Source organism: Symbiobacterium turbinis, from assembly GCF_055383075.1.
The window spans coordinates 2,102,194-2,126,701 of record NZ_AP042433.1 but is presented as its reverse complement, the minus strand read 5'-3'; the positions used below and the strand labels follow the sequence as shown (position 1 = coordinate 2,126,701).

18 protein-coding genes, 1 tRNA gene and 1 pseudogene are annotated in these 24,508 nt (G+C 68.5%); 13 read left to right on the top strand and 7 right to left on the bottom strand.

Translation table 11 applies throughout. From position 1 onward, the window contains the following. Positions 1–122: 122 nt before the first annotated feature. Positions 123–803, top strand: a complete 681-nt coding sequence (locus ACZ45O_RS10135) for an SIMPL domain-containing protein (protein ID WP_464852720.1) — start codon at positions 123–125, stop codon at positions 801–803. 113 nt (positions 804–916) lie between these two features. Here the strand turns inward: ACZ45O_RS10135 and ACZ45O_RS10130 are convergent, their stop codons facing one another. The 4 genes from ACZ45O_RS10130 to ACZ45O_RS10115 form a co-directional block, all read right to left on the bottom strand. Next, positions 917–1,957, bottom strand: a complete 1,041-nt coding sequence (locus ACZ45O_RS10130; RefSeq protein WP_464852718.1) for a GNAT family N-acetyltransferase — start codon at positions 1,955–1,957, stop codon at positions 917–919. Between the two features lie 63 nt (positions 1,958–2,020). Further along, positions 2,021–3,481 carry a nicotinate phosphoribosyltransferase gene (locus ACZ45O_RS10125; protein ID WP_464852716.1) on the bottom strand — a complete coding sequence of 487 codons (1,461 nt, stop codon included), beginning with the start codon at positions 3,479–3,481 and terminating at the stop codon, positions 2,021–2,023. Between the two features lie 103 nt (positions 3,482–3,584). Beyond that, a complete protein-coding gene (locus ACZ45O_RS10120; RefSeq protein ID WP_464852714.1) occupies positions 3,585–4,460 on the bottom strand; it encodes a LysR family transcriptional regulator in 876 nt (291 codons plus the stop codon). A gap of 134 nt (positions 4,461–4,594) precedes the next feature. Further along, positions 4,595–5,989 (bottom strand): hypothetical protein, encoded by a 1,395-nt coding sequence (locus ACZ45O_RS10115; RefSeq protein WP_464852712.1) that lies wholly within the window; start codon positions 5,987–5,989, stop codon positions 4,595–4,597. A 684-nt stretch (positions 5,990–6,673) separates the two neighbouring features. On the opposite strand from ACZ45O_RS10115, the pseudogene fdnG reads away from it, so the two are divergent. From fdnG to fdhD, 5 genes and pseudogenes are all read left to right on the top strand, one after another. Next, positions 6,674–9,723: pseudogene (gene fdnG / locus ACZ45O_RS10110) on the top strand (formate dehydrogenase-N subunit alpha). 4 nt (positions 9,724–9,727) lie between these two features. After that, positions 9,728–10,519: a 4Fe-4S dicluster domain-containing protein gene (locus ACZ45O_RS10105; RefSeq protein ID WP_464852710.1), complete on the top strand. Its 792-nt coding sequence runs from the start codon at positions 9,728–9,730 to the stop codon at positions 10,517–10,519. Next, positions 10,516–11,724 (top strand): polysulfide reductase NrfD family protein, encoded by a 1,209-nt coding sequence (locus ACZ45O_RS10100; protein ID WP_464852708.1) that lies wholly within the window; start codon positions 10,516–10,518, stop codon positions 11,722–11,724. The genes ACZ45O_RS10105 and ACZ45O_RS10100 overlap by 4 nt, the downstream gene beginning before the upstream one ends. A 30-nt stretch (positions 11,725–11,754) precedes the next feature. Next, positions 11,755–12,768 carry an aldehyde ferredoxin oxidoreductase N-terminal domain-containing protein gene (locus tag ACZ45O_RS10095; protein ID WP_464852706.1) on the top strand — a complete coding sequence of 338 codons (1,014 nt, stop codon included), beginning with the start codon at positions 11,755–11,757 and terminating at the stop codon, positions 12,766–12,768. Between the two features lie 16 nt (positions 12,769–12,784). Further along, positions 12,785–13,531: a formate dehydrogenase accessory sulfurtransferase FdhD gene (gene fdhD, locus ACZ45O_RS10090; protein WP_464852704.1), complete on the top strand. Its 747-nt coding sequence runs from the start codon at positions 12,785–12,787 to the stop codon at positions 13,529–13,531. Between the two features lie 9 nt (positions 13,532–13,540). On the opposite strand, the gene ACZ45O_RS10085 is transcribed toward fdhD, so the two are convergent. Further along, positions 13,541–14,230 carry a DUF881 domain-containing protein gene (locus ACZ45O_RS10085; RefSeq protein WP_464852702.1) on the bottom strand — a complete coding sequence of 230 codons (690 nt, stop codon included), beginning with the start codon at positions 14,228–14,230 and terminating at the stop codon, positions 13,541–13,543. Between the two features lie 176 nt (positions 14,231–14,406). Here ACZ45O_RS10085 and ACZ45O_RS10080 point away from each other — a divergent pair, with 176 nt between their 5' ends. From ACZ45O_RS10080 to ACZ45O_RS10070, 3 genes are all read left to right on the top strand, one after another. Continuing rightward, the gene (locus tag ACZ45O_RS10080; protein ID WP_464852700.1) at positions 14,407–15,588 is read left to right on the top strand and encodes an MFS transporter; all 1,182 of its coding nucleotides are present in this window, start codon (positions 14,407–14,409) and stop codon (positions 15,586–15,588) included. Positions 15,589–15,637: 49 nt separating this feature from the next. Next, positions 15,638–15,736 (top strand) — tRNA-Sec (locus ACZ45O_RS10075). 169 nt (positions 15,737–15,905) lie between these two features. Next, on the top strand, positions 15,906–16,643 hold the full coding sequence (locus tag ACZ45O_RS10070) for a copper amine oxidase N-terminal domain-containing protein (RefSeq protein WP_464852699.1): 738 nt from the start codon (positions 15,906–15,908) through the stop codon (positions 16,641–16,643). A 98-nt stretch (positions 16,644–16,741) separates the two neighbouring features. Here ACZ45O_RS10070 and ACZ45O_RS10065 read toward each other — a convergent pair whose 3' ends face one another. Further along, complete coding sequence (locus ACZ45O_RS10065; RefSeq protein WP_464852697.1) at positions 16,742–17,335, bottom strand: hypothetical protein; 594 nt, start codon at positions 17,333–17,335, stop codon at positions 16,742–16,744. A gap of 182 nt (positions 17,336–17,517) precedes the next feature. On the opposite strand from ACZ45O_RS10065, the gene lepB reads away from it, so the two are divergent. The 4 genes from lepB to ACZ45O_RS10045 all read left to right on the top strand — a co-directional run bounded on the left by lepB (position 17,518) and on the right by ACZ45O_RS10045 (position 21,127). Further along, positions 17,518–18,078, top strand: a complete 561-nt coding sequence (gene lepB / locus ACZ45O_RS10060) for a signal peptidase I (RefSeq protein ID WP_464852695.1) — start codon at positions 17,518–17,520, stop codon at positions 18,076–18,078. 16 nt (positions 18,079–18,094) lie between these two features. After that, the gene (locus ACZ45O_RS10055) at positions 18,095–18,406 is read left to right on the top strand and encodes a phosphoribosyl-ATP pyrophosphohydrolase (protein ID WP_464852694.1); all 312 of its coding nucleotides are present in this window, start codon (positions 18,095–18,097) and stop codon (positions 18,404–18,406) included. A 137-nt stretch (positions 18,407–18,543) separates the two neighbouring features. After that, the gene (locus ACZ45O_RS10050; protein ID WP_464852692.1) at positions 18,544–19,371 is read left to right on the top strand and encodes a hypothetical protein; all 828 of its coding nucleotides are present in this window, start codon (positions 18,544–18,546) and stop codon (positions 19,369–19,371) included. A 1,078-nt stretch (positions 19,372–20,449) separates the two neighbouring features. Further along, positions 20,450–21,127 carry a peptidoglycan recognition protein family protein gene (locus ACZ45O_RS10045; protein WP_464852691.1) on the top strand — a complete coding sequence of 226 codons (678 nt, stop codon included), beginning with the start codon at positions 20,450–20,452 and terminating at the stop codon, positions 21,125–21,127. Between the two features lie 233 nt (positions 21,128–21,360). On the opposite strand, the gene ACZ45O_RS10040 is transcribed toward ACZ45O_RS10045, so the two are convergent. Further along, positions 21,361–24,384 (bottom strand): hypothetical protein, encoded by a 3,024-nt coding sequence (locus ACZ45O_RS10040; protein ID WP_464852689.1) that lies wholly within the window; start codon positions 24,382–24,384, stop codon positions 21,361–21,363. Between the last annotated feature and the right edge of the window lie 124 nt (positions 24,385–24,508).

Here is a 24,508-nt window from a genome sequence, read left to right as displayed (position 1 = left end):
GGTGACGGCATGGACCCTTCGTCTATCGTACGATTGGCTCGAAGCGGCGGTGGGCCACCTACCGCGGCTCGTGGCGCGATAAACTGTTGGTACAGACGCGCCTGGGAAGGGGAGAGGGCACCATGGGCACGTTCATGGGATATCCCGCAGGCTTTGGCGCCGCGCCGGGGGCGGCGGAGCCGCCGACGCTCCGGGTGACGGGGGTGGGCGAGGCGGAGGTGGCGCCGGACACCGCCCGCATCACCCTGGGCTTCACGACGCGGGCGCCGCAGGCGGCCGCGGCGTACGAGCAGACCGCGGCTGCGCTGAACCGGGTGGTGCAGGCGCTGATGCAGGCGGGGCTTGGCGCCGAGCAGATGCAGACGCAGGAGGTCGCGCTGAATCCGGTGTACGAGCGGCTCCGCGAGGAGGGGGAGAGCAAGCTCTTGGGCTACGAGGCAACGGCGACCCTCGCCGTCACCTTGCGGGATCTGGCGCGGGTGGGGGCGGTGATCGACCTGGCGGTCTCCGCCGGGGCCAACCGGGTCGACGGGGTGCAGTTCATGGTGCAGGATCGGGCGCGGGCGGAGGCGGCCGCCCTGGCGCAGGCGGTGCAGGATGCGCAGCGGCAGGCGGCGGTGCTGGCGCAGTCGCTGGGGGTGGCCCTGGGACCCGTACGGGAGGTGGAGGCAGAAGGGGTGCCGGGGCCTGCGCCCTTCGTGACCCGCATGGCCGCTGAGGGGCTGCCGGTGCTGCCGGGACAACTGACGGTCGTGCGCAGTGTGCGGGTGGCGTATCAGATTTACCAGCCGAAGCCGGTGTGAGGCGCGCAGAGGCCGGGGCCTGCGATGCCCCGGCCTCTTTGGATGCGCTGCGTCATGCGGGCAAGCCGGTGGGAATGGTGAACATCTGAGCCACCACCTCGGGTGGGCCTGGCTCATTTCATCACCTGACGTCGCCCCGGGACCCTCAACCAGATCTCGCTCGTTCCGGGGCCAGAACGGACGGGGGCCGCAGGCATCGCAGCCCGCAGGTACCATATCCACGGCCGGAAGCCCACCATCCCGTAGAAGCGCACCAACTGGGTCCAGTCGATGACCGCGCTCTGCACCCCCCGGTCCCGCAGTTCGGCCAGGGAGGCGGAGAGCAGGGCGAGGCCGATGCCGCGGCCCCGGGCCTCTTCCGCCACCCCGATGGGCCCCAGGCTGCCGTGGGGGCCGGGGAAGCGCTGCGCCCAGTAGGTGCCCGGGGCGAAATGGCGCGACCAGGGCCCGGCGATGCGGGCGAAGCCCACGACCGCGCCGCCTTCCAGGGCCAGCATCACGTCCTCCCGGAGGCCGCCCCCGGCCAGGTGCTGCTCCAGCTCCCACGCCCAGCGGCCGGGGAAAGCCCGGCGCATGAAGGCGAGGGCGGCCTCCTCCTCGCCCGGGGCCATGGGCCGGTAGACGATGCCCGGTTCCCGGGCGAACGCTCGCCGGGCCGCCTCGGGGTGCTCGTATGTGGCCATTTCGGTGTTCGCCAGGTCGCATTCCATCGCGCCCAGGGCGGCCCCCCTGCGGGCGAACCAGTCCAGGGCGTGGCGGCAGTCCAGGGGGATGCCGGGGAAGAAGTGGCCGGTGTCGGACCCCAGGGCCACGGGCTCGGCGGAGTACCGCCGCAGGTGCGTGAGGGCGTCCCGGAGCAGCGCGCTGCCGAGGCCCCGGCCCTGGAAGGCGGGATCCACGACCAGGACGGAAATCCAGCCCTTCTGGTCGGCGGGCACGTTGTCCATGGGGTGCTGCCGCCGCTTCACGGCCACCAGGGCCACCATGCGGTCCCCGGCCATCATCGCCCGGCTGCCCTCAGGGTCGAAGTTGGGCTCGTTCCACAGGTTGGCCGCCATCAGCTCCGGGCGCATGGGGAACCGATCGCCCAGAGCGCGGTTCCACAGGTCCACGGCCTGGGGAAGCAGGTCAAGTGTGAGCGGTTGGTTCTGCATGGTCACCCTCCATAGAAAGAAGTGTGTCCCCCGCTGCCGCTCAGGCTGCGGGGGGCCTCAGCATCAGTGCCGGGTCGTGCTCTCGAGCATCTGCATCTTCAGCTTCCACAGGGGCTCGGAGAGGTCCACCTTATAGGCGGCCGGGTTGGTCAGCCGTTGGATCTCCTCGTAGAAGCGCTGCCGCTGCACCGCGACCCGCTCCCTGGCCTCCGCCGTCACCCGGTCGGGCGGCTGGTTGGGCAGGAGCGGCTTGCCGTCCTGGATATAGGTGAGCAGCAGGTCCTCCACGGTGAAGTTGCGCAGGCAGGTGCGCTTCCAGGTGTGCACCGGGTCGAAGATGAGGAAGGGCTCATCGGGCTTGGGCAGCGGCTCGTCGGGCAGCATCAGCAGGTCGGCCAGGTAATAGCCCGTCTCCCTGCACCGGAAGCGGATGAGCTGCTTGGGGCCGCCCGGGTGGGTCACCTTCTCGGGGTTCTCCGAGACCTTGATGCGGGGCGACCAGGCCCCGTTCTCCTCCACCGCGGACAGCTTGTAGACGCCGCCCAGGGCGGGCTGGTCCGCGGCCACCACCATGTTGGTGCCCACGCCCCACATATCGATGGGGGCCTTCTGCAGCTTCAGGTCGCGGATCACGTACTCGTCCAGGTCGCCCGAGGCGACGATCTTGGCGTCCTTGAACCCCGCCTCGTCCAGCATCCTGCGGCACTTCTTGGAGAGGTAGGCCAGGTCGCCGGAGTCCAGCCGGATGGCGCCGATGCGGATGCCCATCTCCTGCGCGACGGCGATGGCGTTGGGCAGCCCGGACCGGAGCGAGTCGTAGGTGTCGACCAGGAAGGTCGGGTTGCGGCCCAGCTTGATCTGCGACTGCGCCCAGAGTCGGAAGGCCTCCTTCTCGTCGCCGCCCAGCATAACCAGCGCGTGGGCGTGGGTGCCCCGGGCGGGGATGCCGAAGAGGCGGCCTGCCTCCAGGTTCGAGGTGGAGGCCACTCCGGCGATGTAGGAGGCCCGGCTGTGGTAGATGGAGGCGTCGCCGCCCTGGGCCCGGCGCAGGCCCATCTCGATGACCGTGTCGCCCTGGGCGGCCTCCACCACCCGGAACGCCTTCGTGGCCACCAGGGTCTGCGGGTTGACGATGTTCAGGATGCGGGCCTCCACGTAGGTCAGTTCCTCGATGGGGCCCACCAGGGTGATGATCGGTTCGCCGGGGAAGACGAAAGTGCCCTCGGCCACGGCCCGCATGGTGCCGGTGAAGCGCAGGCCGCGCAGGTGCTCGACGAACTCCGGTTCGAACCCCAGGCTGGCGATGTAGGCCAGGTCCTCCTCGCTGAGCTTCAGCTGCGACAGGTACTCAGCCACCTGGTTGATGCCCACCGCGAGGGCCAGCCGACCGCCGAAGGGGGCTTTGCGGAAGAAGACCTCCTTCACGACCTGGCGTCGGTGCTGGCCCGCCAGCCAGTAAGCGCGCATCATTTCGAGGGCGTACTCGTCTGCCAGCAGTCCTTCAGACGGTGTTGGGGAGCGCATGGATCCACCTGCTTTCCCGGGCTGTCGGCCGAGGTCAACAGCCGAAAAATATCTGTTACCAAACGAAAGAATAACGCACCGGCATCCCGCCGTCAAAGGGCGGTCAGCCGTCGCGGTAGTGCTGCTTCACCATGTGAATGAAGGTCCGCACCTGCTCGGGCAGCACGCCCTCGGCGCGCACGTAGGCGCGCACGGTGCGGCCGGGCCCCGGCCAGTCCGCGATGGGCCGGGCGGCCAGGCGCCCGTCGCGCACTTCCTCCCGTACCGCGGAGGCCGGCAGAACGGTGACGCCCATCTGGAGCATCACCGCGGTCTTGATGGTCTCCACGGTAGGGTGCTCCACCAGCCGGCAAGAAACGCCCTGCTCCGCCAGGGCCTGCTCCACCTCGCCGCGCATGCCCGCGCCCGGCTGCAGCACCAGCAGGGTCCGGCCGGCCAGGTCGCGCAGCCGGTGGAGCGGCTCGGCCTCCGGATGGCTGACCAGCAGCATGGGATCGGAGAAGAGCTTGATCGCCTTGACCCCCGGCGCTGACACGCGGGAGAGGAGGAAGGCGACGTCGACCTCGTATTCGAGGAGCTGGTTGAGCACGTCCCGGTTGTGCCCGGGCCGCAGGTCGACGGGGATGGCGGGGTAGGCCTCGCGGAAGGCGGTGATGACCGGGGGCAGGGTGTAGAGGGTGATGATCAGCCCCGCGGCGATGCGGAGCCGGCCCGGGCCGACGCCGGAGGCCTGGGCGGCCGCGTGGCGGCACGCGGCCACGGCGGCCAGGGCCGCGCGGGCGTGGGGCAGCACGGCCTGTCCGGCCGGCGTCAGTTCCACCCCCCGGGGCGTGCGGTTCAGCAGCACGGCCCCGAGCTGGGCCTCCAGAGACTTGATCTGCCGCGTGATGGCGGGCTGAGACAGGTGCAGCATCTCGGCGGCCTTGTTCAGGCTGCCGGTCTCGGCCGCGGCACAGAAGCTTTCCAGCAGATGCAGCAAGTCGGGGTCCCTCCCACCGTTCGTGCACGTAATAGCTTCTGCATACGCCGGGCCAGTCCCTACCCGCGCGCCGGGCGCCTGCGAGGTGAGACCTGCAGGCGCCCGGCGGTTTCGATGCCACCCGCGGTGGGGGATCAGGGCGATTCCGCAGCCGGGGGGTCCAGCAGCGCCTGGAGCTGCCCGCGCTGCCTGTCGGTCAGTTGCTCCTTGACCAGCTCGGACCGGGCCCGCTCGCGGGCCGCCGGATTCTGCTGCTGCAGGGCCAGTTCGTAGAGCACCCGCTGCCGGACGGTCAGGTTGCCCACCGACGAGAAGACGTTGTCGAGGCCGTATTCCACCGGCGGGCCCCACGGGTCGGCGGCGTTCCCCCAGTCGATCATGCGCTGGTACAGGCTGCGGTCAGGGAAGGTGAAGGGGCGGTCCTCCCACTGCGCACCCCAGGCCAGGGCGGTGTACAGGGCCACCGCACGCACCGTGTCGCCCCGGAGATGGTGCCAGCGGGCCCGCAGGAAGCGCACCTCGGGATCGAGGGGCGTTTCCCGCTCCAATCCGGCCAGCAGCCGGTCCATGCGGGCGAGATCGACGTCCTCAGGCTGCACCCGGCTGCCGGCCAGGTTGTACCAGAGGATGGCCAGGTGGTCCGCCCGCCGCTCCTCCGCGGCCACCTCCGCCGCGGTCGGACCGGCCCATTCGGAGGCCTGGCGGACGACGATGTTGGGCACCGCGGACAGGAAGAGATCCAGGTCCGGCTTGTGCGCGGCGCCGATCAGGACGGCCACCCGCTGTCCTTCGTGGTCGGCCGCCATGTTGACGATGTGCCGCGCGATGATCAGGTTGCGGTAAAGCATGTAGCGCCGTCCGGCCTCGCTGTACGGGTTGGGGCTGGCGTCGGCGTTGGCGTAGGCCCGGTTGACTGCCCCGTGCCACTCGGGCGTGTCGGCGAAGAGCAGGGGCGGCACATCCCAGGACTCGAGGAGCTCGGTATAGGTGGGGAGCCGCTCGTCCTCATCGGCGGCCGCCGGCTCCGGCTGCACGGACGGCCACGCGAGGGCTCCGATCTGCTCCAGCGCCGGAGCCATCCAGTCGATGGGCCGGACCTCTTTCCCCTTCTCCATGGCCCAGGGCACGGCCACTCCGTACGACTCGTAGGCGATTTCGAAGTAGATGCCTTCCGCGTACCACTCGGGGGGCGTCTCCACGCCCACGGCCGCGGGGTCGATGCGGTTCAGCAGTGCCCGGATCCGCGCCGGGCTGTGCGCCTCGAACTCCAGCTGGGCCGAGTGCATGGTGCCGATGATCACGACCTCTGTGGGCTTGGTCGGGAAACGGGGGAGATCGATGGGGACGGGCTCGGCGCTGGCCGGAGAAGCGGCCGCTGCGGACGAAGAAGCGGGTGCGGATGAAGAAGCGGTTGCGGGCGAAGCGGCGGTTGCCGTCGGCACGGCCAGCCCGGTCAGGGTCGCGCACGTGACCAGCAGCCAGGCGGCGCGTGTCAGCAGCCGGGCTGCGCGTTTCAGGAAGGTGCGCATCAGGCATGAACCTCCTCAGATGTGGTTGTTCCTGCCTTCAGCGTAGCAACTGCGGCTCCGGCCTGCCCGCAAATTGCCTTACAGAAACGCGGATCTATCTTACATTCCTGCAAGATTCACGCACCGGAAGGCAGCGCCTGTCTTCCGCCGGGTCCCGCGGCGGGGTGTTCGGACGTGTAAACTGCAAAGGGACGGATCGTTATGGGAAACTGGTACCACGTTCGTGATAGTCTTCACAAACAGAGTCTAGCCCGAGAGTGACACATGGGGACCAGTACCGACGTGCTATACACGCGCTGACGCATGCCCCGAACGGACACGGCCATATGGCTGGTGGGCGGCGGCCTGTCGGCGGAGCCCTGCCGCCCGCCGCCGGCGCATCGTTGCCAAAACGTAAGATATCAGAGCCGAAAAGATACTTGACAATGACCGAGATAGACCAAAGCACTAGTCCGAAAGTGATGCACAAGATTCGCACAACCGACTTGTGAAGGATGTCACATCCCCTGCGGGGGTTTGTTATCTTCCTAACAATTAGACCCAGGGGCCAACTGTGCTATTGCGAAACCTCCTTCCTGCGCTATTTCCCGCCGCTGTAGCCAAAGGTATGATGAGAACTAAACCGTACGTCTCACCGGATGGCGCGATATGGCACCTAAGTCGTGGACGTGACGGACGTCGCATATGGGGGTGGAAAGCTTGACCCTAACCCGACGCGATCTCTTGAAGAGCTCGTTGGCGGTAGGGGCGCCCTCTCTCTGCTGGAGCTCGGCAACGCCGCGGAGGCCAAACCGCGGGGCGAGCTGAAGATCGAGGGCGCGAAGGATTACCGTACGATCTGTTGCTACTGCTCGGTGGGCTGCGGCATCCAGGTCTGGGTGAAGGACGGCGAGGTCGTCCACGTCAACGGCGACCCCGACCACCCGATCAACGAGGGCACGCTGTGCCCCAAGGGCGCGTCCATCGCGAACCTGCGCGTGATCGCCGACAAGAACAACCAGTACAAGCCCAACCCGCGCCGGCTGACCAAGGTGCTCTACCGGGCCCCTGGCGCCACCGACTGGGAGGAGAAGGACTGGGACTGGGCGATTGAGCGCATTGCCCGCAACGTGAAGGCGGCCCGCGACGCCACGTTCGAGCGGGTGGACGAAAACGGCGTCACCGTCAACCGCACGTTCGCCATGGCCCACATCGGGTCGGCGGCGCTCGACAACGAGGAGAACTACGTCCTGGCCAAGCTGATGCGCGGCCTGGGTATTGTCCGCCTCGAACATCACGCCCGTCTCTGACACAGCTCCACGGTGGCCGGTCTGGCCCCTACGTTTGGACGCGGCGCGATGACGAACCACTGGAACGACTACCAGAACACCGACGTGTTCATGGTGCTGGGCACCAACCCGGCGGAGAACCACCCCATCTCGATGCGCTGGATCGACAAGGCGCGGGAGACCCGGGGTGCCAAGCTCATTGTGGTTGACCCCAAGTTCAACCGCACGGCCGCCAAGGCCGACCTGTACGTGCAGATCCGCCCGGGCACCGACATCGCCTTCCTGGGCGGGCTGATGAACTACGCCATGACCCACGGCCGCTACTTCCACGAGTACGTGGCCAAGTACACCAACGCCAGCTACCTCATCCACCCTGACTTCAAGTTCGAGGACGGCCTCTTCTCCGGCGCCCAGGTGGGCGAGGACGGCCAGGTGAAGTACGACACCACCACCTGGCAGTACCAGCGGGATGAGGAGGGCAACGTCAGGAAGGACCCGACCCTCACGCACCCGCAGTGCGTCTTCCAGCTCATGAAGAAGCACTACGCGCGGTACACGCCCGAGATGGTCGCCGAGACCTGCGGCATGTCGGTCGAGGAGTTCATCGAAGTCGCGGAGCTCTTCACCTCCACCGGCCGGCCCGACAAGGCGGGCAACATCATGTACGCCATGGGCATCACCCAGTCGTCCCACGGCTCGCAGAACGTGCGGGCGGTGGCCATGTTGCAGCTGCTCCTGGGCAACATCGGCATTCCGGGCGGCGGCGTGAACGCCCACCGGGGCGAGTCCAACGTACAGGGCTCCACCGACATGGCCATGCTCTGGAACAACCTGCCCGGCTACCTGCCCATGCCGTCCGCGGCGGCGCATCCGACCCTGGAGGCGTACCAGGCGACCACCCCGAAGTCGGGCTACTGGTCGAACCGGCGCAAGTTCATGGTGTCGCTGCTGAAGGCCTGGTGGGGCGAGAACGCGACGGCCGAGAACGACTTCGCCTACGACTACCTGCCGAAGCTGGACCACCGGGATCATTCCCACATGTCCATCTTCGAGGCCATGGGCCGCGGCGAACTGAAGGGCCTCTTCGCCTGGGGCCAGAACTTCGCCGTGGGCGGGCCCAACGTCACCAGGGAGCGTTCGGCCCTGGCCAACCTGGACTGGCTGGTGGTGGTGGACCTCTTCGAGACGGAGACGGCGGCCTTCTGGAAGGGCCCGGGCATGAACCCGGAAGAGATTCAGACCGAGGTCTTCCTGCTGCCTGCCGCAGCCTCCTACGAGAAGTGCGGCACCGTCACCAACTCCGGCCGCTGGATCCAGTGGCGCGACAAGGCCGTGGAGCCCATGGGCGACGCGCACGACGACCTCTGGATCGCGGACCGGCTCTACAAGAAACTGCGTGAGCTCTACGCCACCGAGGGCGGCGCCTTCCCCGATCCCATCCTGAAGCTGCACTGGGACTACGACGACGGCGACCACCCGTCGGCGGAGAAGGTGGCCTTCGAGATCAACGGCTACACCTGGGACGACCGCGTCGGGCTCACCACCTTCGGCAACCTGCAGGACGACGGCTCCACCGCCTGCGGCTGCTGGATCTACTCCGGCTACTTCGACAACTTCGAGACCCCGAAGTGCCGCAGCCGGGTGAAGGACGAGCCGGGCACCCTGGGCACCCACCTGGGCTGGGCCTGGGCCTGGCCGGTCAACCGGCGCATCCTCTACAACCGCTGCTCGGTGGACGAGCACGGGCAGCCGTGGGATCCGGAGCGGCCGCTCTTCCGGTGGGACGGCGAGAAGTTCATCGCGCAGGACGTGCCCGACTTCGTCGCCACCAACCCGCCGGAGGTCTCGGCGCAGAACCCGTTCATCATGATGCAGGAGGGCGTGGGCGCACTGTGGTCCCCGTCCGGCATGAAGGACGGCCCCATCCCCGAGCACTACGAGCCGGTGGAGTCGCCCGTGACGAACCGGCTGAACAAGCGGCAGTTCAACCCCGTCACCATCATCTCCGGGAAGGGCGAATTCGGACAGCTGACCCGGGCCGAGGACCCCAACTTCCCGTACATCTGCACCACCTACCGGGTGACCGAGCACTGGCAGTCCGGCGCGATGACCCGCTCGCTGCCGTGGCTGGGCGAGATGATGCCCGATATGTTCGTGGAGATCTCGCCGAGCCTGGCCGCCAAGCTGGGCGTGCAGCCCGGCGACCGGGTGGAAGTGACCACCGTACGCGGCTCCCTGGTCGCCCCGGCGATGGTCACGCCCCGCATGCGGCCCGTGCGGGTGCACGGCCGGGAGGTCGAGATCGTCGGCATGCCCTGGCACTGGGGCTTCATGGGCCAGTTCACCGGCGCCTCGGCCAACGTGCTCACGCCGCACGTGGGCGACGCCAACACCCAGATCCCCGAGTACAAGGCGTTCCTGTGCAATGTGAAGAAGGCCGGCGGCTCCGGCCCGGTAAGGGGGTAAGCTCATGACGTACGGGATGCTGATCGACCTCTCCAAGTGCATGGGCTGCCGGGGCTGCCAGGTGGCCTGCAAGCAGTGGAACGACCTGCCCGGAGAGGAGACGAGCCTGGGGACCGACTTCACCAACCCCCAGAAGCGCTCGGCCTACACCTGGACCACCATCGACTTCCTGACCGCCGAGGTGAACGGCCGCACCGTGGCCACCTTCACCAAGTCGGGCTGCATGCACTGCCTGGAGCCCGCCTGCGAGTCGGTCTGCATCGCGGGGGCCATCAAGCGGCAGGAGAACGGCGCGGTCACCATCGATCACGACAAGTGCATCGGCTGCCGCTACTGCCAGCTGGGCTGCCCCTTCGGCGTGCCCAAGTACGAGTACGACAAGCCGGTGCCCCGCATGCAGAAGTGCACCCTCTGCTACGACCGCATCTCGGAGGGGCTGGAGCCGGCGTGCGCGGCCACCTGCCCCAGCGGCGCCATCCTCTTCGGCGAGCGGGAGGAGCTCCTGGCCCTGGCCAAGCAGCGCATCGCCGAGGGCAACGGCAGGTACGTCGACCACGTCTACGGCGAGCACGAGGCCGGCGGAACCGCCGTCATGTACATCTCCTCCGTGCCGCTGGACCTGACCACCCTGAACACCGGCGTCACCACCGAGTCGGTGCCCGGCTTCACCTGGAAGGCCATGCGGCAGCTGCCGGCCCTGGTGGGCGGCGCGGCGGTGCTCTCGCTGGGGCTCATGGCCTACTCGAACCGGCGGGCCAGGCTGGAGGCGGAGCAGAAGGGGGGCGGTGAGGCATGAGCACGATGAACGCGACCCCGAAGCCGACCAAGCTCCTCAGGATGGAGTGGTGGCGCTGGCGGATGACGCCGGGCAAGGGGCTGCTGCTCGCCCTCTTCGCCGCAGCGGCGGTCGTCGCCGTGATCCGGCTCTTCCTGGGCCTGGGGGCCACCACGGGGCTGAACGACTCGATGCCGTGGGGTCTGTGGAAGATCTTCGACGTCGTCGTCGTGGTGCCCCTGGGCGCCACCGGGTTCGTGATGGCCTTCATCCGCTACTTCACCCCGGGCGGTGAGCGGTACGAGTACCTGAACCGCCGGGCGGTGATCTGGGCGGCCATCATGTACCTCTCCATGGGCGTCCGGCTGGCCTTTGACATCGGCATTCCGTGGCGCATCATCAACCCGATCGTCTTCGGCGGCAACCTGCACTCGCCGCTGTTCGAGATCGCCTGGTGCGTGGCGCTCTACCTGATCGTGCTGTTCTTTGAAAACATCAGCCGGGTGGCCGAAGAGCAGAAGCGGCCCTGGGTGAAGCGGGCCGACCACCTTCTCCACAAGATCCTGCCGGGGTTCGTGCTGGTGGGCGTGCTGCTCTCGACGATGCACCACTCCTCGCTGGGCACCCTGTTCATGATCACCGGCAAGCGCATGGATCCGCTGTGGTACCACCCCTGGCTCAACTACGTCTACCTGCTGACCTCGATCGCCACCGGCATGGCCATGATGATGGTCCTGGAGACGCTGACCAGCCGGTACTACAAGCTCAAGTTCGAGACCGGCCTGCTGGCCCGGCTGGCGCCCTGGGTCGCCGGCATCCTGAGCGTGGTGCTCATCTGGCGGCTGGGCGCGATGGCGGCCGAGGGGCAGATCCACCAGATCTTCGTGCCCCGGGTTGAGACGGCGCTCTGGTGGGGTGAGATCCTGCTGGGCTACGTGGCCCCGATCGCGATCCTCTTCTCGAGGGCGCGGTTCACCCAGAAGGGCCTGATGGCCGGCGGCCTGCTGACCGTGCTGGGCATGATCGCCCTGCGGCTGAACGTCGGCTTCACCGCCCTGATGGGTGCCCTGAACGCCCAGTACACGCCGACCATTCCGGAGATCCTGTTCACCGTCGGCGCGACCGCAGGCACGGTGGTCATCTACACCTGGTTCGTGGAGACCTTGCCCTCCATCCTCGGGCCGCGCAAGCAGGAGACCGAGGGGCTGGAGGCAGTGGGGGACTAGGCTGCTGCGGCAACGGAGGAGGGAACGCCCGTGACGACGTGGGCCTATGCGGAGCAGATCCTGTACGTGGACCTCACGCGGCGCACCGCCCGAGTGGAGAGCACGCCGACCGCCCTGAAGCGGGGCTATATCGGCGGCGCGGGGTTCGTCGCGAGTCTGCTCGCAGAGGCCCCGTCGGCGCGGGAGGCCGGGGCGGCCACGCGGGTCGCCCTGGCCACCGGTCCCCTCTCCGACGCCATGGCCGGGCGGCTGGCCATGGGCGCGGCCGCCGGCGGGCGGACGGTCTTCTCTTCCATGGGCGGCCGGATGGCGGCGGCCCTGAAGGGATCGGGCTACGACGCCGTCGTGATCGACGGCAGGCTGGACCGGCCCGGCGTGCTGGTGCTGGAGCCGGACGGGGTGCGACTCCTGGATGCCGGCCACCTGTGGGGCCTGGAGGTGCCCGACGTGGCCCGGGAGCTCTACCTGGAGGCGGGTCCCTACTGGGCGAACATGGTGCTGGGGCCGGCGGCGGACTACAACGTGCCCTTCTCCACGATGGTGCACGAGGGCCACTTCGCCGGCGGCAGCGGCGTCGCGGCCGCGCTGGGGCGCAAGCGGGTCAAGGCGGTGATGGTGCGGGACACGATGGCCATCCCCTCCCGCTGCACGGGCTGCAACATTGCCTGCGCGGCGAAGCTTTCCCCCAACGCCGGGCGGGCCGGCGACCTGGGGCTGGACGCCCCGACGGCGGAGCGGCTGGTCGCCCTGGCCGAGGCGCTGATCCAGGCAGGGATGCTGCCCGAGCCCATCGAACTTCTCACGGAGATCGCGTACCGCCGCGGCGTGGGGGCGATCTTCTCGGACGGCGAGGAGGCCGCGCTCCGCCGGCTGGGGCCCGAGGCGGCCCGGTTCCTGGCTGACCTGCCGCCGCGCAGGCGGCGGGGCGGCATCGGGATCGCGGACCTCCTGGGCACCTGCCAGCGGGTCTGGCGCGAACGCCCCGGGGAGATCCTGCGCTCCGCGCTGGTGGCCACGAAGGGGCTGCTGGCTGACGCGAGCTGACGGAGGAGGGGGTTGCATGATCGCACTCGACCAAATGCCGCCCATGCCGGTGGAGCGGCCGGCCACCCTGTACATCAACGACCAGGAGGTCGTGACATTGCAGACGACGCCCAGCCATCTCGATGACTGGGCGATCGGTTTTCTTTTTGGGGAAGGGATCATCCGGGACCTGGGCGAGGTGGCCCGGCTCTCGGTGGACGAGGACCGGGGCATGATCTGGGCCGACCTGCCCGGCCTTGCCGACCTGCCGGACGCCAGCACCCGCAAGCGCTACCTCACCGCGGGCTGCGGCAAGGGGGTGACGTTCAGCTCCCTGAAGGACGCGCTGATGCTGAAAAAGGTGGACCACCCGCTGAAGGTGCGGGTGGCCGACCTGCTGGACTGGGTGAAGGAGATGCAGCGGAACACGCCGCTCTACGCGGCGACCGGAGGCGTGCACGGCGCGGGGCTGAAGAACCTGGCGACCGGCGAGATGATCGTGCGCGAGGACATCGGCCGGCACAACGCCCTGGACAAGGCCATCGGCGCCGCCTTCCGGGCCGGCTGGGACTTCACGCAGGTGGTGGCGGTGAGCTCCGGCCGCATCAGCTACGAGGCGGCCACCAAGCTGGGCCGGGCCCAGATCGCCGTGGGCGCGACGCTCACGGCCGCCACCGACCAGGCGGTGCGGCTCGCGACCCACCTGGGCATGGATCTGGTGGGCTACGCCCGCAGCCCGAAGCACATGGTGGTCTACACCCGCAGCGGCCGGCTGCTGCCTTAGCGGCGGACCTCAGGTTCCCGGCGACTCGGCCGGCTTGGCGTACATGAACGAAGGCGACATCTTCAGGGGCGGCAGCGTCAGGCTGTCGCTCTTTACGACTGTGACCTTGATGCCCCACCGGGCGAGCAGATCGATGACGCCCCCGCGCAGCTTCAGGGAGGCGTCCAGCACCGCCGGGTCGCCGATCGCGTGAATCTCCACCGGCGGGGCGATCATCGTCTCGTTGACGAGGATGCGCTCGCCGACGTTGCGGATGCCGCTCACCGACGTGAGCCGCACGCCGCCCACGGCGATGGCCTCCGCGCCGGCGGTGAACAGTTCGTTGACCACCCGCCAGATGTCTTCATCCGCCACCCGGTTCGCCGCGGTGACCGCCTCCGGCGTTTCCGACAGGGTGACGACCACGCCGGGCCCCGTGACCGCGGTGGTGCCGGCCAGCAGCCGCAGCCGCTCCATCTCCGCCGCCTGCGAGGGCGATTCCAGCGACCGGCGCAGCTCGGCGACCTCCCGCTCCAGGGCGCGGATGCGCTCCTCCGCGGTCGCCAGCTCCGCCTCGCGGTCCGTGAGGGCGGCGATCAGCTCGTCGACCCGGAGCCGGGTCGGGTCGATATTCTGTTCGCTGGTGATGCGGAACTGCGTGGTCAACATGAGGCCAAGAAACAGCATCACCAGCCCCAGTGCCCAATACGTCTTCTTCACCGGTTCACCACTTCCGTCGTAGCGATTGCTGCGTGTCAGGGGTTCCATTCCGCTCTGTTTCGACTCATCGGTGCAGACTCCTCCACCGGCCCCGGGAAGGATCTGCGGGGCCGTGGGGCGAAAGCCAGTCAGCGGTAACTCATTGGATAACCGTCGTGCGAGGGGGAACTGCGCTCTTGAATCAGACGATGTCGGCAGGCCGGCCGGTCTTTTCTTTTCTGCTGGTGCTGAGCCTGACGCACGCCGTGATTGACCTGACCTCCGGCGCCATCATCGCGCTCCTGCCGGCCATGCGCGAGGCCTACTCGCTCTCGTACGCCATGGTCGGCCTCATTCCGCTGTTCGCCAATCTGACCTCGACCTTCACCCAGCCGATCTTCGGCATCATCAGCGACCGTTCGGAGATGCGGTGGCTGCTGCCCTTCAGCCTGGTCCTGGCCGGCCTGGGGCTGGCGGCGGTGGGCTACCTCACCAACTACTGGCTGGTGCTGGCCGCGGTGGTGATCAGCGCCCTGGGCAACGCGGCGTTCCATCCCGAGGGGGCGCACGCGGCCCACAACCTGGCCGGAGACCGCCGGGCGCTGGGCATGGCGATCTACAGCGTGGGCGGCAACCTGGGCTACGCCCTGGGGCCGGCCTTCGCCGCCGGGCTGCTGGCTGCCTTCGGCCTCAGGGGGACGGGGCTGGCCGCCTTGCTGCCGGTCCTGCTCGCCGCCGTGCTGGTCCGGCTGCTGCCCCGCTGGCGGGCGCACGAGCAGGAGGCCGTCGCCCGGAGTCGGGAGGAGGCGGAGCCCGGCGAGACCAACTGGCGGGGCACGGTGCTGATCACGCTGGTGGTGATTCTGCGGTCGGTCATCCACCTGGGCATGACGACCTACGTGCCCTTCTTCTGGATCGATGTGCTGGGCAACGACCGGGCGACGGCCGGCCTGGTGCAGATGACCTACCTGCTGGCCGGGGTCCTGGGCACGCTGCTGGGCGCGCCGCTCGCGGACCGCTTCGGCACGAAGCCGGTGCTGGTCGCCTCCTTCGGCCTGCTTCTGCCTCTGCAGGCTATTCTCTCCAGCCTGGAGGGCTGGCCGCTCCTGCTGTGCCTCTTCGGCGCCGGTTTCCTGGTGGTCTCCACCTTCACGACCACCCTGGTGATGACCCAGGAGTACATGCCCCGCAGCCTGGGGCTGGCCTCGGGACTGAACCTGGGCCTGGCCTTCGGCATGGGCGGCGTGGGCACCTCCGTGCTCGGGGTGGTGGCCGACCACTTCGGGGTGCTCGTGGTGATGCGGTCCATCGCGGCGCTGGTCGTGCCGGCCCTGCTGCTCACCCTGGTGCTGCCTCCGGTGCGGCTGAACCGGGGCTGAGGGAGCCGTTGCAGGGTTGCTTCGGCTGTGGTATAGTCATGGTGCGGATGGGAGTAGATCGGGTCCTGGTGGCCCGCACGGTCTTCAAAACCGCTTGAGCCGTAGTGATCCTGCGGCTGGTGGGTTCGATTCCCACATACTCCCGCCAGAGCCATGAAGTGAGCCGCTCCGGCCGTTGGGCCGGGGCGGCTTTCTGCGCGTGACCGGGCCTTCCGTGTCTGCTGCCACGGTTTGAGGCTGCAGAGCGGAGAGGCCGGCAGGGGAATGCGTCTATGAGTGAAACTATTATAGTGTAAACGAAGAGCAGGAGGGACGAAGTGACGGTGAAAGGGTGGCATCGGAAGAGCCTGACCAAAGTCGCCGCCGTCCTGGTGGCAGTACTGACGCTGGCAAGCGTAGGGATGCTGAATCCTGCTTCCGCTGTCGCCCTGAACATCTGTGACGAGGCGCCGGAGTACTGCGGCGAGATCATCACAGATGGTATCGACCACGGGACGGACGACAGCAGTGGCTGGCTCCACGATACAGAACTGGTTGATCAGACGCGGGCGGATATGCCGCGGACAACCAGCGGAACGCCGCTGCATCCCGTGGTGGCGGTGGACCGGAAGCAGGTCGTGTTCGACGATGTGAAACCCTGGATTAACCCTGAAACCGGACGCACACTGGTGCCGATCCGCTTTGTGGCGGAGGCGCTGGGTGCGAAGGTGACCTGGACGCCGGATAAGCCGCGGGATGTGCTGATCGAGCGCGAAGGTCTCAGGATCCACTTCCTGATTGGCGAGGACACGGCGACGGTCAACGGACGGGTCGTGGAAATGGACCAGCCCACCATCCTGAAGGATAACCGGACGCTGGTGCCTCTGCGGTTCATCGCCGAGGCCTTCGGCGCGAAGGTGGACTGGGTGGGGGCAGACGGTCCGGAGGATCCCCGCGTCCCCCGCGACTGGCCCGCAAAGTACCAGATCTGGATCTGGGTCGATTGGGGCTACTGGGGGAATTACAGCCTCGGCGACAGGTTCGAGGCGAGCAACTGGAACCTGAGGGCCAAGTAAACACCGCAGGGGAACCGGAGGCGACGTCCTCCGGTTCCTGCTTGCCTGCGCGAAAGCCGCTCCGGCCGGATGGCCGGAGCGGCTGCAGTGACGACCCCTCACTGGCCGGGAGGTGTGCGGTCGCGCGGCGGCTTCCGCACCAACTCCTCCACCGGACCATCTGTGTCGGGACACCACACGACCGCGTAGTCGCCGTCCACCCACCCGGCGGCGATGGTGTGTATGGCTTCGGTGAACTCCAACTCCTCTCCAAACGTCCACGAGTCCTCGCCCAGGACATCGGCCCCGACGCGCGGGATCGGATCGAAAACCGTGATGACGGGAGTGCGCTCCTCGCCGGCCACGGCGTAGACCGTGCACGCGATGAAGTGGGAGGCCGGGCCGAAGTCCGGCATGCAGACCTCACCGTAGCCCAGGTTGCCCAGGCCGAACTCCGGCTCGGTCTTGGACAGCCCGAGCATGGGCGGGTCGGAAACGCAGCAGCCGCCCTCCTCCCAGGCCCAGATCGCAGCCGTGTCCTCTCCGGTGGGGAAGGCGGCGACGCTGGTCTCCTCGCCGCTGCCCTGAACGTCAGCCAGGAAATCGGCCGTCCGGCGGCAGCTCACCGGCGTGAGGAGGTAGATGTAGCCCATCTCCTCCAATTGGCGTACAGCTTCCGTCAGCGGGATATCCACGATGCAGAAATCATCCACAGCAGCAACCTCCTTCTTTCATGATAATCCACGCGCAGGGCGTTTGGGGCGTATGGAAACAGAAAAACCCTGGCGGCCTGGCCGTCAGGGTTGTCGGAGGGAACGGGCCCTCGCTTTTGGACACAAGTCGTGATATTTTGGAATATACCATTCGTGCTCGCGTGCAGAGGGGACATGTCACCTTGAACTTCACGACGCCCCCCAAGAAGGGCTGGCCGCTTCCGAGACCGGACTGGGTCAGAGAGAGCCTGTGGGAGAACATCATGACCCTGGCGGTTGCGGCCATCCTGGCGTGGCTGATCTTCCACTATCTCCTCCAGTTCGGCTATGTCCACCAGAGTTCGATGTCCCCGACTCTGGCTCCCGGAGAGCGCATCCTGATCAACGTTCTGTCGCCCAGGTACCGCCTGCCCGAGCGGGGGGAGATCGTCGTCTTCACCGATCCCAGGGGTGTGGAAGGCCTTCTCGTGAAGCGGGTGGTGGGCCTGCCGGGGGATACCGTGGAGATCCGCCGCGGCGTGGTGCTGGTCAACGAAGTGCCCTTGCCCGAGGCCCCCACCGTTCAGCCGCACCCTGAAGACCTCGGGCCTGTGGCCGTGCCGCCGGGACACCTCTACGTGATCGGAGACAACCGGCCGAACAGTCTGGACAGCCGTGGGTTTGGCCCCATCCCCGCTGACAGCGTCAGGGGCTTTCCGGTCGTCCGGCTGTGGCCGCTGGACCGCCTCGGATTCCTGCAGTGAGGAGTTGGGACAACCGATGAGGGTCTACAACAAGCTGGTCAGAGACCGGATTCCGGACATCATCGCCGCTTCCGGCAAGCGGTGTGCGGTCAGGGTGCTGGGTGACGAGGAGTACCTGCTTAGCCTCAACCAGAAGCTGGGGGAGGAGGTGGAGGAGTACCGCGCGAACCCGGGCGTCGAGGAGCTGGCGGACCTGGTTGAGGTGGTGCACGCGATTCTGGAGTTCAAGGGGATCACCCTGGAGCAGTTTGAACAGATCCGGCGGGAGAAGCGGGAGGCCCGGGGCGGCTTCAGCAGGCGTCTCTTCCTGCTTCACGTGTCGGATTAGCTGTGTGTTCTGGCACGATGGTGAGGTGCAGCACCATGAGCGTTGATCGGGTCCTTCGCGAGTTCCCTGCCCTGGCCCGGCTCCTGGACACCTTTTGCGCCGAGCTGCCGAATTAGATCCCGGAGTCGGAGTCGGCCGTGCTCTTCGGCGGGATCACCCTGGGCGCGTTTTCCCCAAACTGGAGCGACGTGGACCTGATCGTCTGGGTCAACCCGGGCGAGGTGACGCCACACCTGCGGGAGCGGGCGCTGTATCTTTGGAACCACCTGGCGGAGAGGCCGCTGGGGACCCTCCTCTATCTGTATGTAGCGCCCATGACGGTGCTGGGCGGCCCGATGAACGTTGCCGGCGGGGGCGTTCCGGGTCAGCCGTCGTCCTTGCGTGTGTACCGGCACAAGGCGCGCTGGATGGAGGGCTACCCGCTCTCGCTCCCGGATACCGTGAGCCTGCGGCGCTACGGGGCGGTTCTGGCCGGGCGGGACGTGCGGTCGGATTTGCCGGAGGTTCCGGACGACTGGCCGGTCGTTTACCTGCGCGAACGTCTGGAGCAACTCATCCGTGCCGTTTCGGCGCAGGTGGGTCCGTATGGCCCGGATGTCGCAAAAGCCGCCCGGGAATGGGGCGCAGAAGGGATCATGACGGAACCGCTCTGGTGCGCCCGGCATCTGTACTCTGTGATGGCGGGCGACATGCTGTCGAAGGAGGACGCGGCTGCGTGGTACATCGAGCGCTTCGGCGGCGGCCCGCTGGCCGAAGCGTTGACCCTCATCCTGGGCTGGCGCGAGCTCGGCAGTGCCCCCGATGCCGAAGTGGTTCGAGTCGCCGGGCTGGTTCAGCGTGGCGCCCATGAGTTCCTGGGCAGGGTGGCGGAGCAGCTGGGAATGCCGGTCGCCGAGATGCCCCCTGAGCTCGCGCCCGCCCTTGCCTGGGTGCACATGAAGCTGACCAGTTCGCATTCTGGCTGACGCACGGCTCCCGGGTCTCCACACCAGCGCCGGGAGCCGGCGCCTTTTTTGCTTCCGTTTTCCCCGACAAGTCGAGAACACGCGGTTCCCACCGCCGTTCCGGCGCATCCGGTATGCGACCACGCCAGGCCGGACGCTGCGATGGTGTGGAAAGCAAGACACGAAGGCGTCGTTCCCCCGGCTCTGGATGGCCTGCTGCTTCAAGCCGGTCCCCGGGCCTCGGCCCCGGCACTTTTTCGCTTCGGCGTGGACGCCAAAGCGAAAAACTTGCGGTTCCCACCCGGGGCGAGGGCCGGGAAGCCTCAGACCCCCGCTGCGCTCGGGCATTACGTCAACTTGAAGGCCGCGTTATGTTGCCCTGGCCGCATCCGGCGGCGGCGAATCCGCAGCGCAACCGCTCTCAACCCCTCCGAGGCGAACTGGGAACCGTCACTTTTCCGCTTCGGCTTGGATGCCAAAGCGTAAAACTTGCGGTTCCCACTCCGGGTGCGCCGGAGGAAACCGCAGACCCCTGCTTCGCTCGGGCATTACGTCAACTTGAAGGGCGCGTTATGTTGCCCTGGCCGCATCCGGCGGCGGCGAATCCGCAGCGCAACCGCTCTCAACCCCTCCGAGGTGAACTGGGAACCGTCACTTTTCCGCTTCGGCTTGGACGCCAAAGCGAAAAACTTGCGGTTCCCACCCGGGGCGAGGGCCGGGAAACCGCAGACCCCTGCTTCGCTCGGGCATTACGTCAACTTGAAGGCCGCGTTATGTTGCCCTGGCCGCATCCGGCGGGGGCGAATCCGCAGCGCAACCGCTCTCAACCCCTCCGAGGTGAACTGGGAACCGTCACTTTTCCGCTTCGGCCTGGATGCCAAAGCGCAAAACTTGCGGTTCCCACCCGGGGTGCGCCGCGGGTAACCGCAGAGCCCCGCTTCGCTCGGGCGTTACGTCAACTTGAAGGCCAGTGTTTGGCCAGGTGAGGGGGTGGAAGCGCCCTCCCAGCCATCCAACAGCCTCACCCTCAGGTCACAACGCGTCCGAAGTTTACATATTCTGTCGTGATCCGGACGGCGCTGAGAGGAGGCGAGGCCAGGTGATCACCATCATCCCCGACATGCTGCCGGAGAATCACCCGCTGGAGAGCCTGCCCATGACCCCGCGCTATATCACCATCCACGACACCGCCAACCCTGCGCCCGGTGCCAATGCCGAGATGCATGGCCGCTATATGCGCAGCCAGGCGGCCATCGACCGCGAAGTGATGTGGCACTTCACCGTCGACGACCGGGAGATCCGGCAGCACCTCCCGCTGAACCGCAACGGCTGGCACGCCGGAGACGGCTGGTACGGCACCGGCAACAGGCAGTCCATCGCCATCGAGATCTGCGAGAACGCCGACGGCGATCGGGCCAAGGCTGAGAGCAACGCCGCCGCCCTGGTGGCCCACCTCATCCGCACCCAACCGAGCCTGCTGCCTTTCCCCGAGTGCGTTGTGCAGCACAACCGCTGGTCCGGAAAAGACTGCCCCCGGGTGCTGCGGGGCAGACCCGGGGGGTGGGAAGCGTTTCTCAGCGCCGTGGCGGCGCAGCTTTCCGAGTCGCGGCGCCAGGTTCCGGTGCGTGATCCGGCCGGCCGGCTGCTCTGCTCCGGCTGGCTGGAGGAGAACACCACCGTCGTTCCCCTGCGAGCCCTGGCCGAGGCCCTGGGACTGGTGGTGGAGTGGGAGCAGGCGACCGCGGAGGCCCGTCTGCGCTGGCCTGGGGGAGCATAAGGCAGGCCAGGAGGAATGCACCGCCAGGAGGCATGCGTCGCCAAGAGGCATGCGTCGCCAAGAGGCATGCGTCGCCAAGAGGCGTGCGTCGCCAAGAGGCGTGCGTCGCCAAGAGGCGTGCGTCGCCAAGAGGCGTGCGTCGCCAAGAGGCGTGCGTCGCCAAGAAGTGTGAAGCGCCGAGAGACATGCAGCGCCAGGCGGCATGCAGAGCCGCCGGGACTATAGACCCGCAGCTATCCCGTCAGCAACTCCCGCAACTGCTCCCAGTCGCCGGGCGGCACGGCCAGGTACCTGAGGCCGGCCTGCACGCAGATCTCCGCCGCCGGGCCCGGCTCGGCCGACTCCAGCTCGACCACGGCCAGCGGCCGGAAGCTGTCGCCGTCGAGCACGGTGATGAGCGGGTAGGCGGAGGCGGCCTCCTGCTGCAGATGCCCCGGAAGGGCGGCGAGCCGCTCCGGACCCAGCGTCCAGGTGAGGGGCAGGCGCGGTGCCAGCAGCGGCTGCTGCTGCCGCAGCAGGGCCGACAGCCGGTTGTAGAGCTCGCGCCCCTCGCCCGCCAGCCCCTCGGCGATGGCGTCGCGAACGGTGAGACAGGCCTGGTGCTCCGGCCGTTCTGACGCCAGGAGACCCAGCGCCTCGGGCCGGAGGCCCGCGGCTTGCGCCGCGTCGTCCGCCTGGTCGCCGTTCAGCAGATCGCCCAGCCCGGCGACCTCCGCCAGCGTCGCCCGGCGCCCCACAACGACGGCCCGCCGGGCGGCGCAGGCCAAAGACCGCAGGACGGCGCGGCGCCGCTCGCCCAGCCACTGCAGGCTCTCGAGCGTGGCGCCGGTGCCCAGCACGAGCGAGAGCACCACCGCCTCGTGCCGGCGCAGGGGCGCCTCCAGCGTGTAGACCGGGATGCGCCGCAGGGCGGACGACCGCCCGGGGTCGCGCTCGGCATCGGCCAGCCGGGTCAGGAGCTGGCGGAGCAGGCGGGCCTGCCCGCTGAACGGGCTGCAGAGCGCGATGTCGCCGAGGCCCGCGTCGAGCAGCCGCGTGGCCTGCAGCACGGCGGAGCGCGCCTCCAGCGGGTTCTGGGCCTGGCTGATCGCGGCCGGCGACGGGAACAGCGTCTGCCCGTCGTCCACGTTGATGAACTGCACAGCCTCCCGGGCGTAATACGCCCCGTGCAGCCGCCGGGTCTGGGCGCCGCTCACGGCCAGGGCCCGGTGCAGCGGCGATACCTCGGTGTAGGCGAACGCGGCCAGGTTGTGTTCCTCCACCTGGCCGAGCAGGCGCGAGTCCTCGTCGGGCCCCAGGCTCGAGGGCGGCATGACGCCTTCCTCATCGCCCAGCAGCACCGCCCGCTTCGCCCGGTAGAGGACCGGCAGGAAGTGCGGAATCGGGACCCGCTCGGCGTCGTCGAGCACGAAGAGGTCGAACAACTCCGGCTCGTTGGGCACGATGCCCGCGACCGCCAGGGTGGGGCTGACCACCACCGGGAAGGCCCGGAGCAGGTCGGTGAACCGCTGCCGGCTGAGGACGGACCGGCGCGGGCCGCCCTTCTCCAGCGACTCGATCTCGCCGGTGACCGACTCGATGATCTTGTCCAGGTCGGGCCGGATCTCTGCGGCCTTCCGCAGCCAGGCGGCGCGGAGCCGCCGGCGGTCCGCCTGGGCCTTCTTTTCGGCCGCGGCGGAAGCCCGGGCGGCGGTCTCCTGCCGGCGGTCGGCGGTGGCGCTGGCCGCCAGCAGCCGGCGGGCGCGGGCCAGCAGCAGGGGGTAGGCCTGTATCAGCAGCCCCAGGCCCTCGACCTGCTCCCGCAGGTCGCCCTCGGGGTGGCAGAACTCCGGGATCCCCGCCTGCCGGAGGGCGTTCTTGATCTGGCCGGTGCGGCGCATCTGGGCCAGCCGGCCGGCGAGGCCGCCCTCGTCCTCCCAGGCCAGGGCGCGCACGTGCAGCTCCCGCAGCGCGACGAGCTGCTCGGGCCGGAACTGCGGGGCGTTGGCGGGGGTGATGCGCTGCGCTAGCGAATCCATCCACGCCCGGCGCGGGTGGTGGGTGAGGCCCGCCTCCACCCGGGCCGCGACGGGCTCCATCGCCTCGCCCAGCTCGGCCAGGGAGGCGGCCTCCAGGTGCTCGGCCTGGAGCCGGTCCAGCTCCTGGGCGAGCGCCCGGCTCTCGGCCGCCAGGGCGGCGTCATCAACCAGGGCCGCGTTATCGGCTAGGGCGGTACCATCGCGCAGGGCGGCATCATCGCGCTGGGAGGCGCCGCCCTGCTCCTGGTCACGCTGCCCCTGCTCACCCTGTTCCTTCAGCGACTGCAGCACCTCCAGGGCGCGGCGGAGCGACGAGAGCCACGCCTCCTGGCTGCCGATGTGGATCACTCCGGGGAAGGCCTGGAGGAACTCCTCAGGCAGCCGGCCGTCAGGGGTTACGAAGAGAACCCGCTGTCCCGCCGCGGCCGCGCAGGCGATGAGGTTGGCCGCGGTGCGGCTCCTGCCGGAGCCGGCGGGGCCGGCCACGGCCATGAACGGCGCCCGCCATCGCTTGAGGACCTGCACCTGGTGGGCGTCGGCGGGCAGGATGGAGAGGTAGTCGTCGGCCTCACGAGCCGCCGGCAGCCCCTGCTCCCCGGTGAAGATGCGGATGGTGTCGGGCAGCCGGTCCCGGCGCAGCTGCTCCATGAGCTGCAGCTCCCGGGCCGGCCCCCGGACCTGGACGATGCCCTCTGACCCGAAGAGAACCGCATCGTACTGCAGGTCGACGCCGGCCAGGTACTGCTCCAGAAGCTCCGCCGGTTCGGGGCCGCGGCTGCTCAGCCAGAGCCGCTGCAGCTCGGCGATCTCCGCGTCGGTGAGGCCGGCGGCCAGCCGCAGGAAGCGGCGGTTGAAGAGCAGTTCGCTCACGCCCCGTGTCAGTACCACCGTCTGCGGCGCGGAACCGGGCCCCAGGGTGACCTCTGTACAGCAGATGGGAACGAGTTGCTCGCCGTCGCGGGCGAGCGGGTAGCCGTAGTAGAAGGTGCCCCCGATGCCCCGCCCCCGCCGGTTCAGGTAGGCCAGAATGGGGCGCGTGTGCTCCGGCTCGCTGATGATGGTGGTGGTGGCCTTGCGGGTGATCAGGTGCTCCTGCAGCCCTTGTAGGATCACCCGCGCGTTCGGGTCGGCAGGGACCTGAATGCCCAGCTCCTGCTCTCGACCGAGGCAACTGCGGTAGTATTTGACCAGGCTGGTCCAGAACGGCGTGGTCGGGCGCCGTGGTCTGAGGGTGGACATGGAGCCTACCTCCCCCTGAATCATCTAGTATTGGATATTCCTGATCATGCGGCTTACTTCCTCTTTCCATCCCGGACTTGGCCCGGCGAATCCAGGAGGCTTATAATAAGAGCGATTTGAAGTT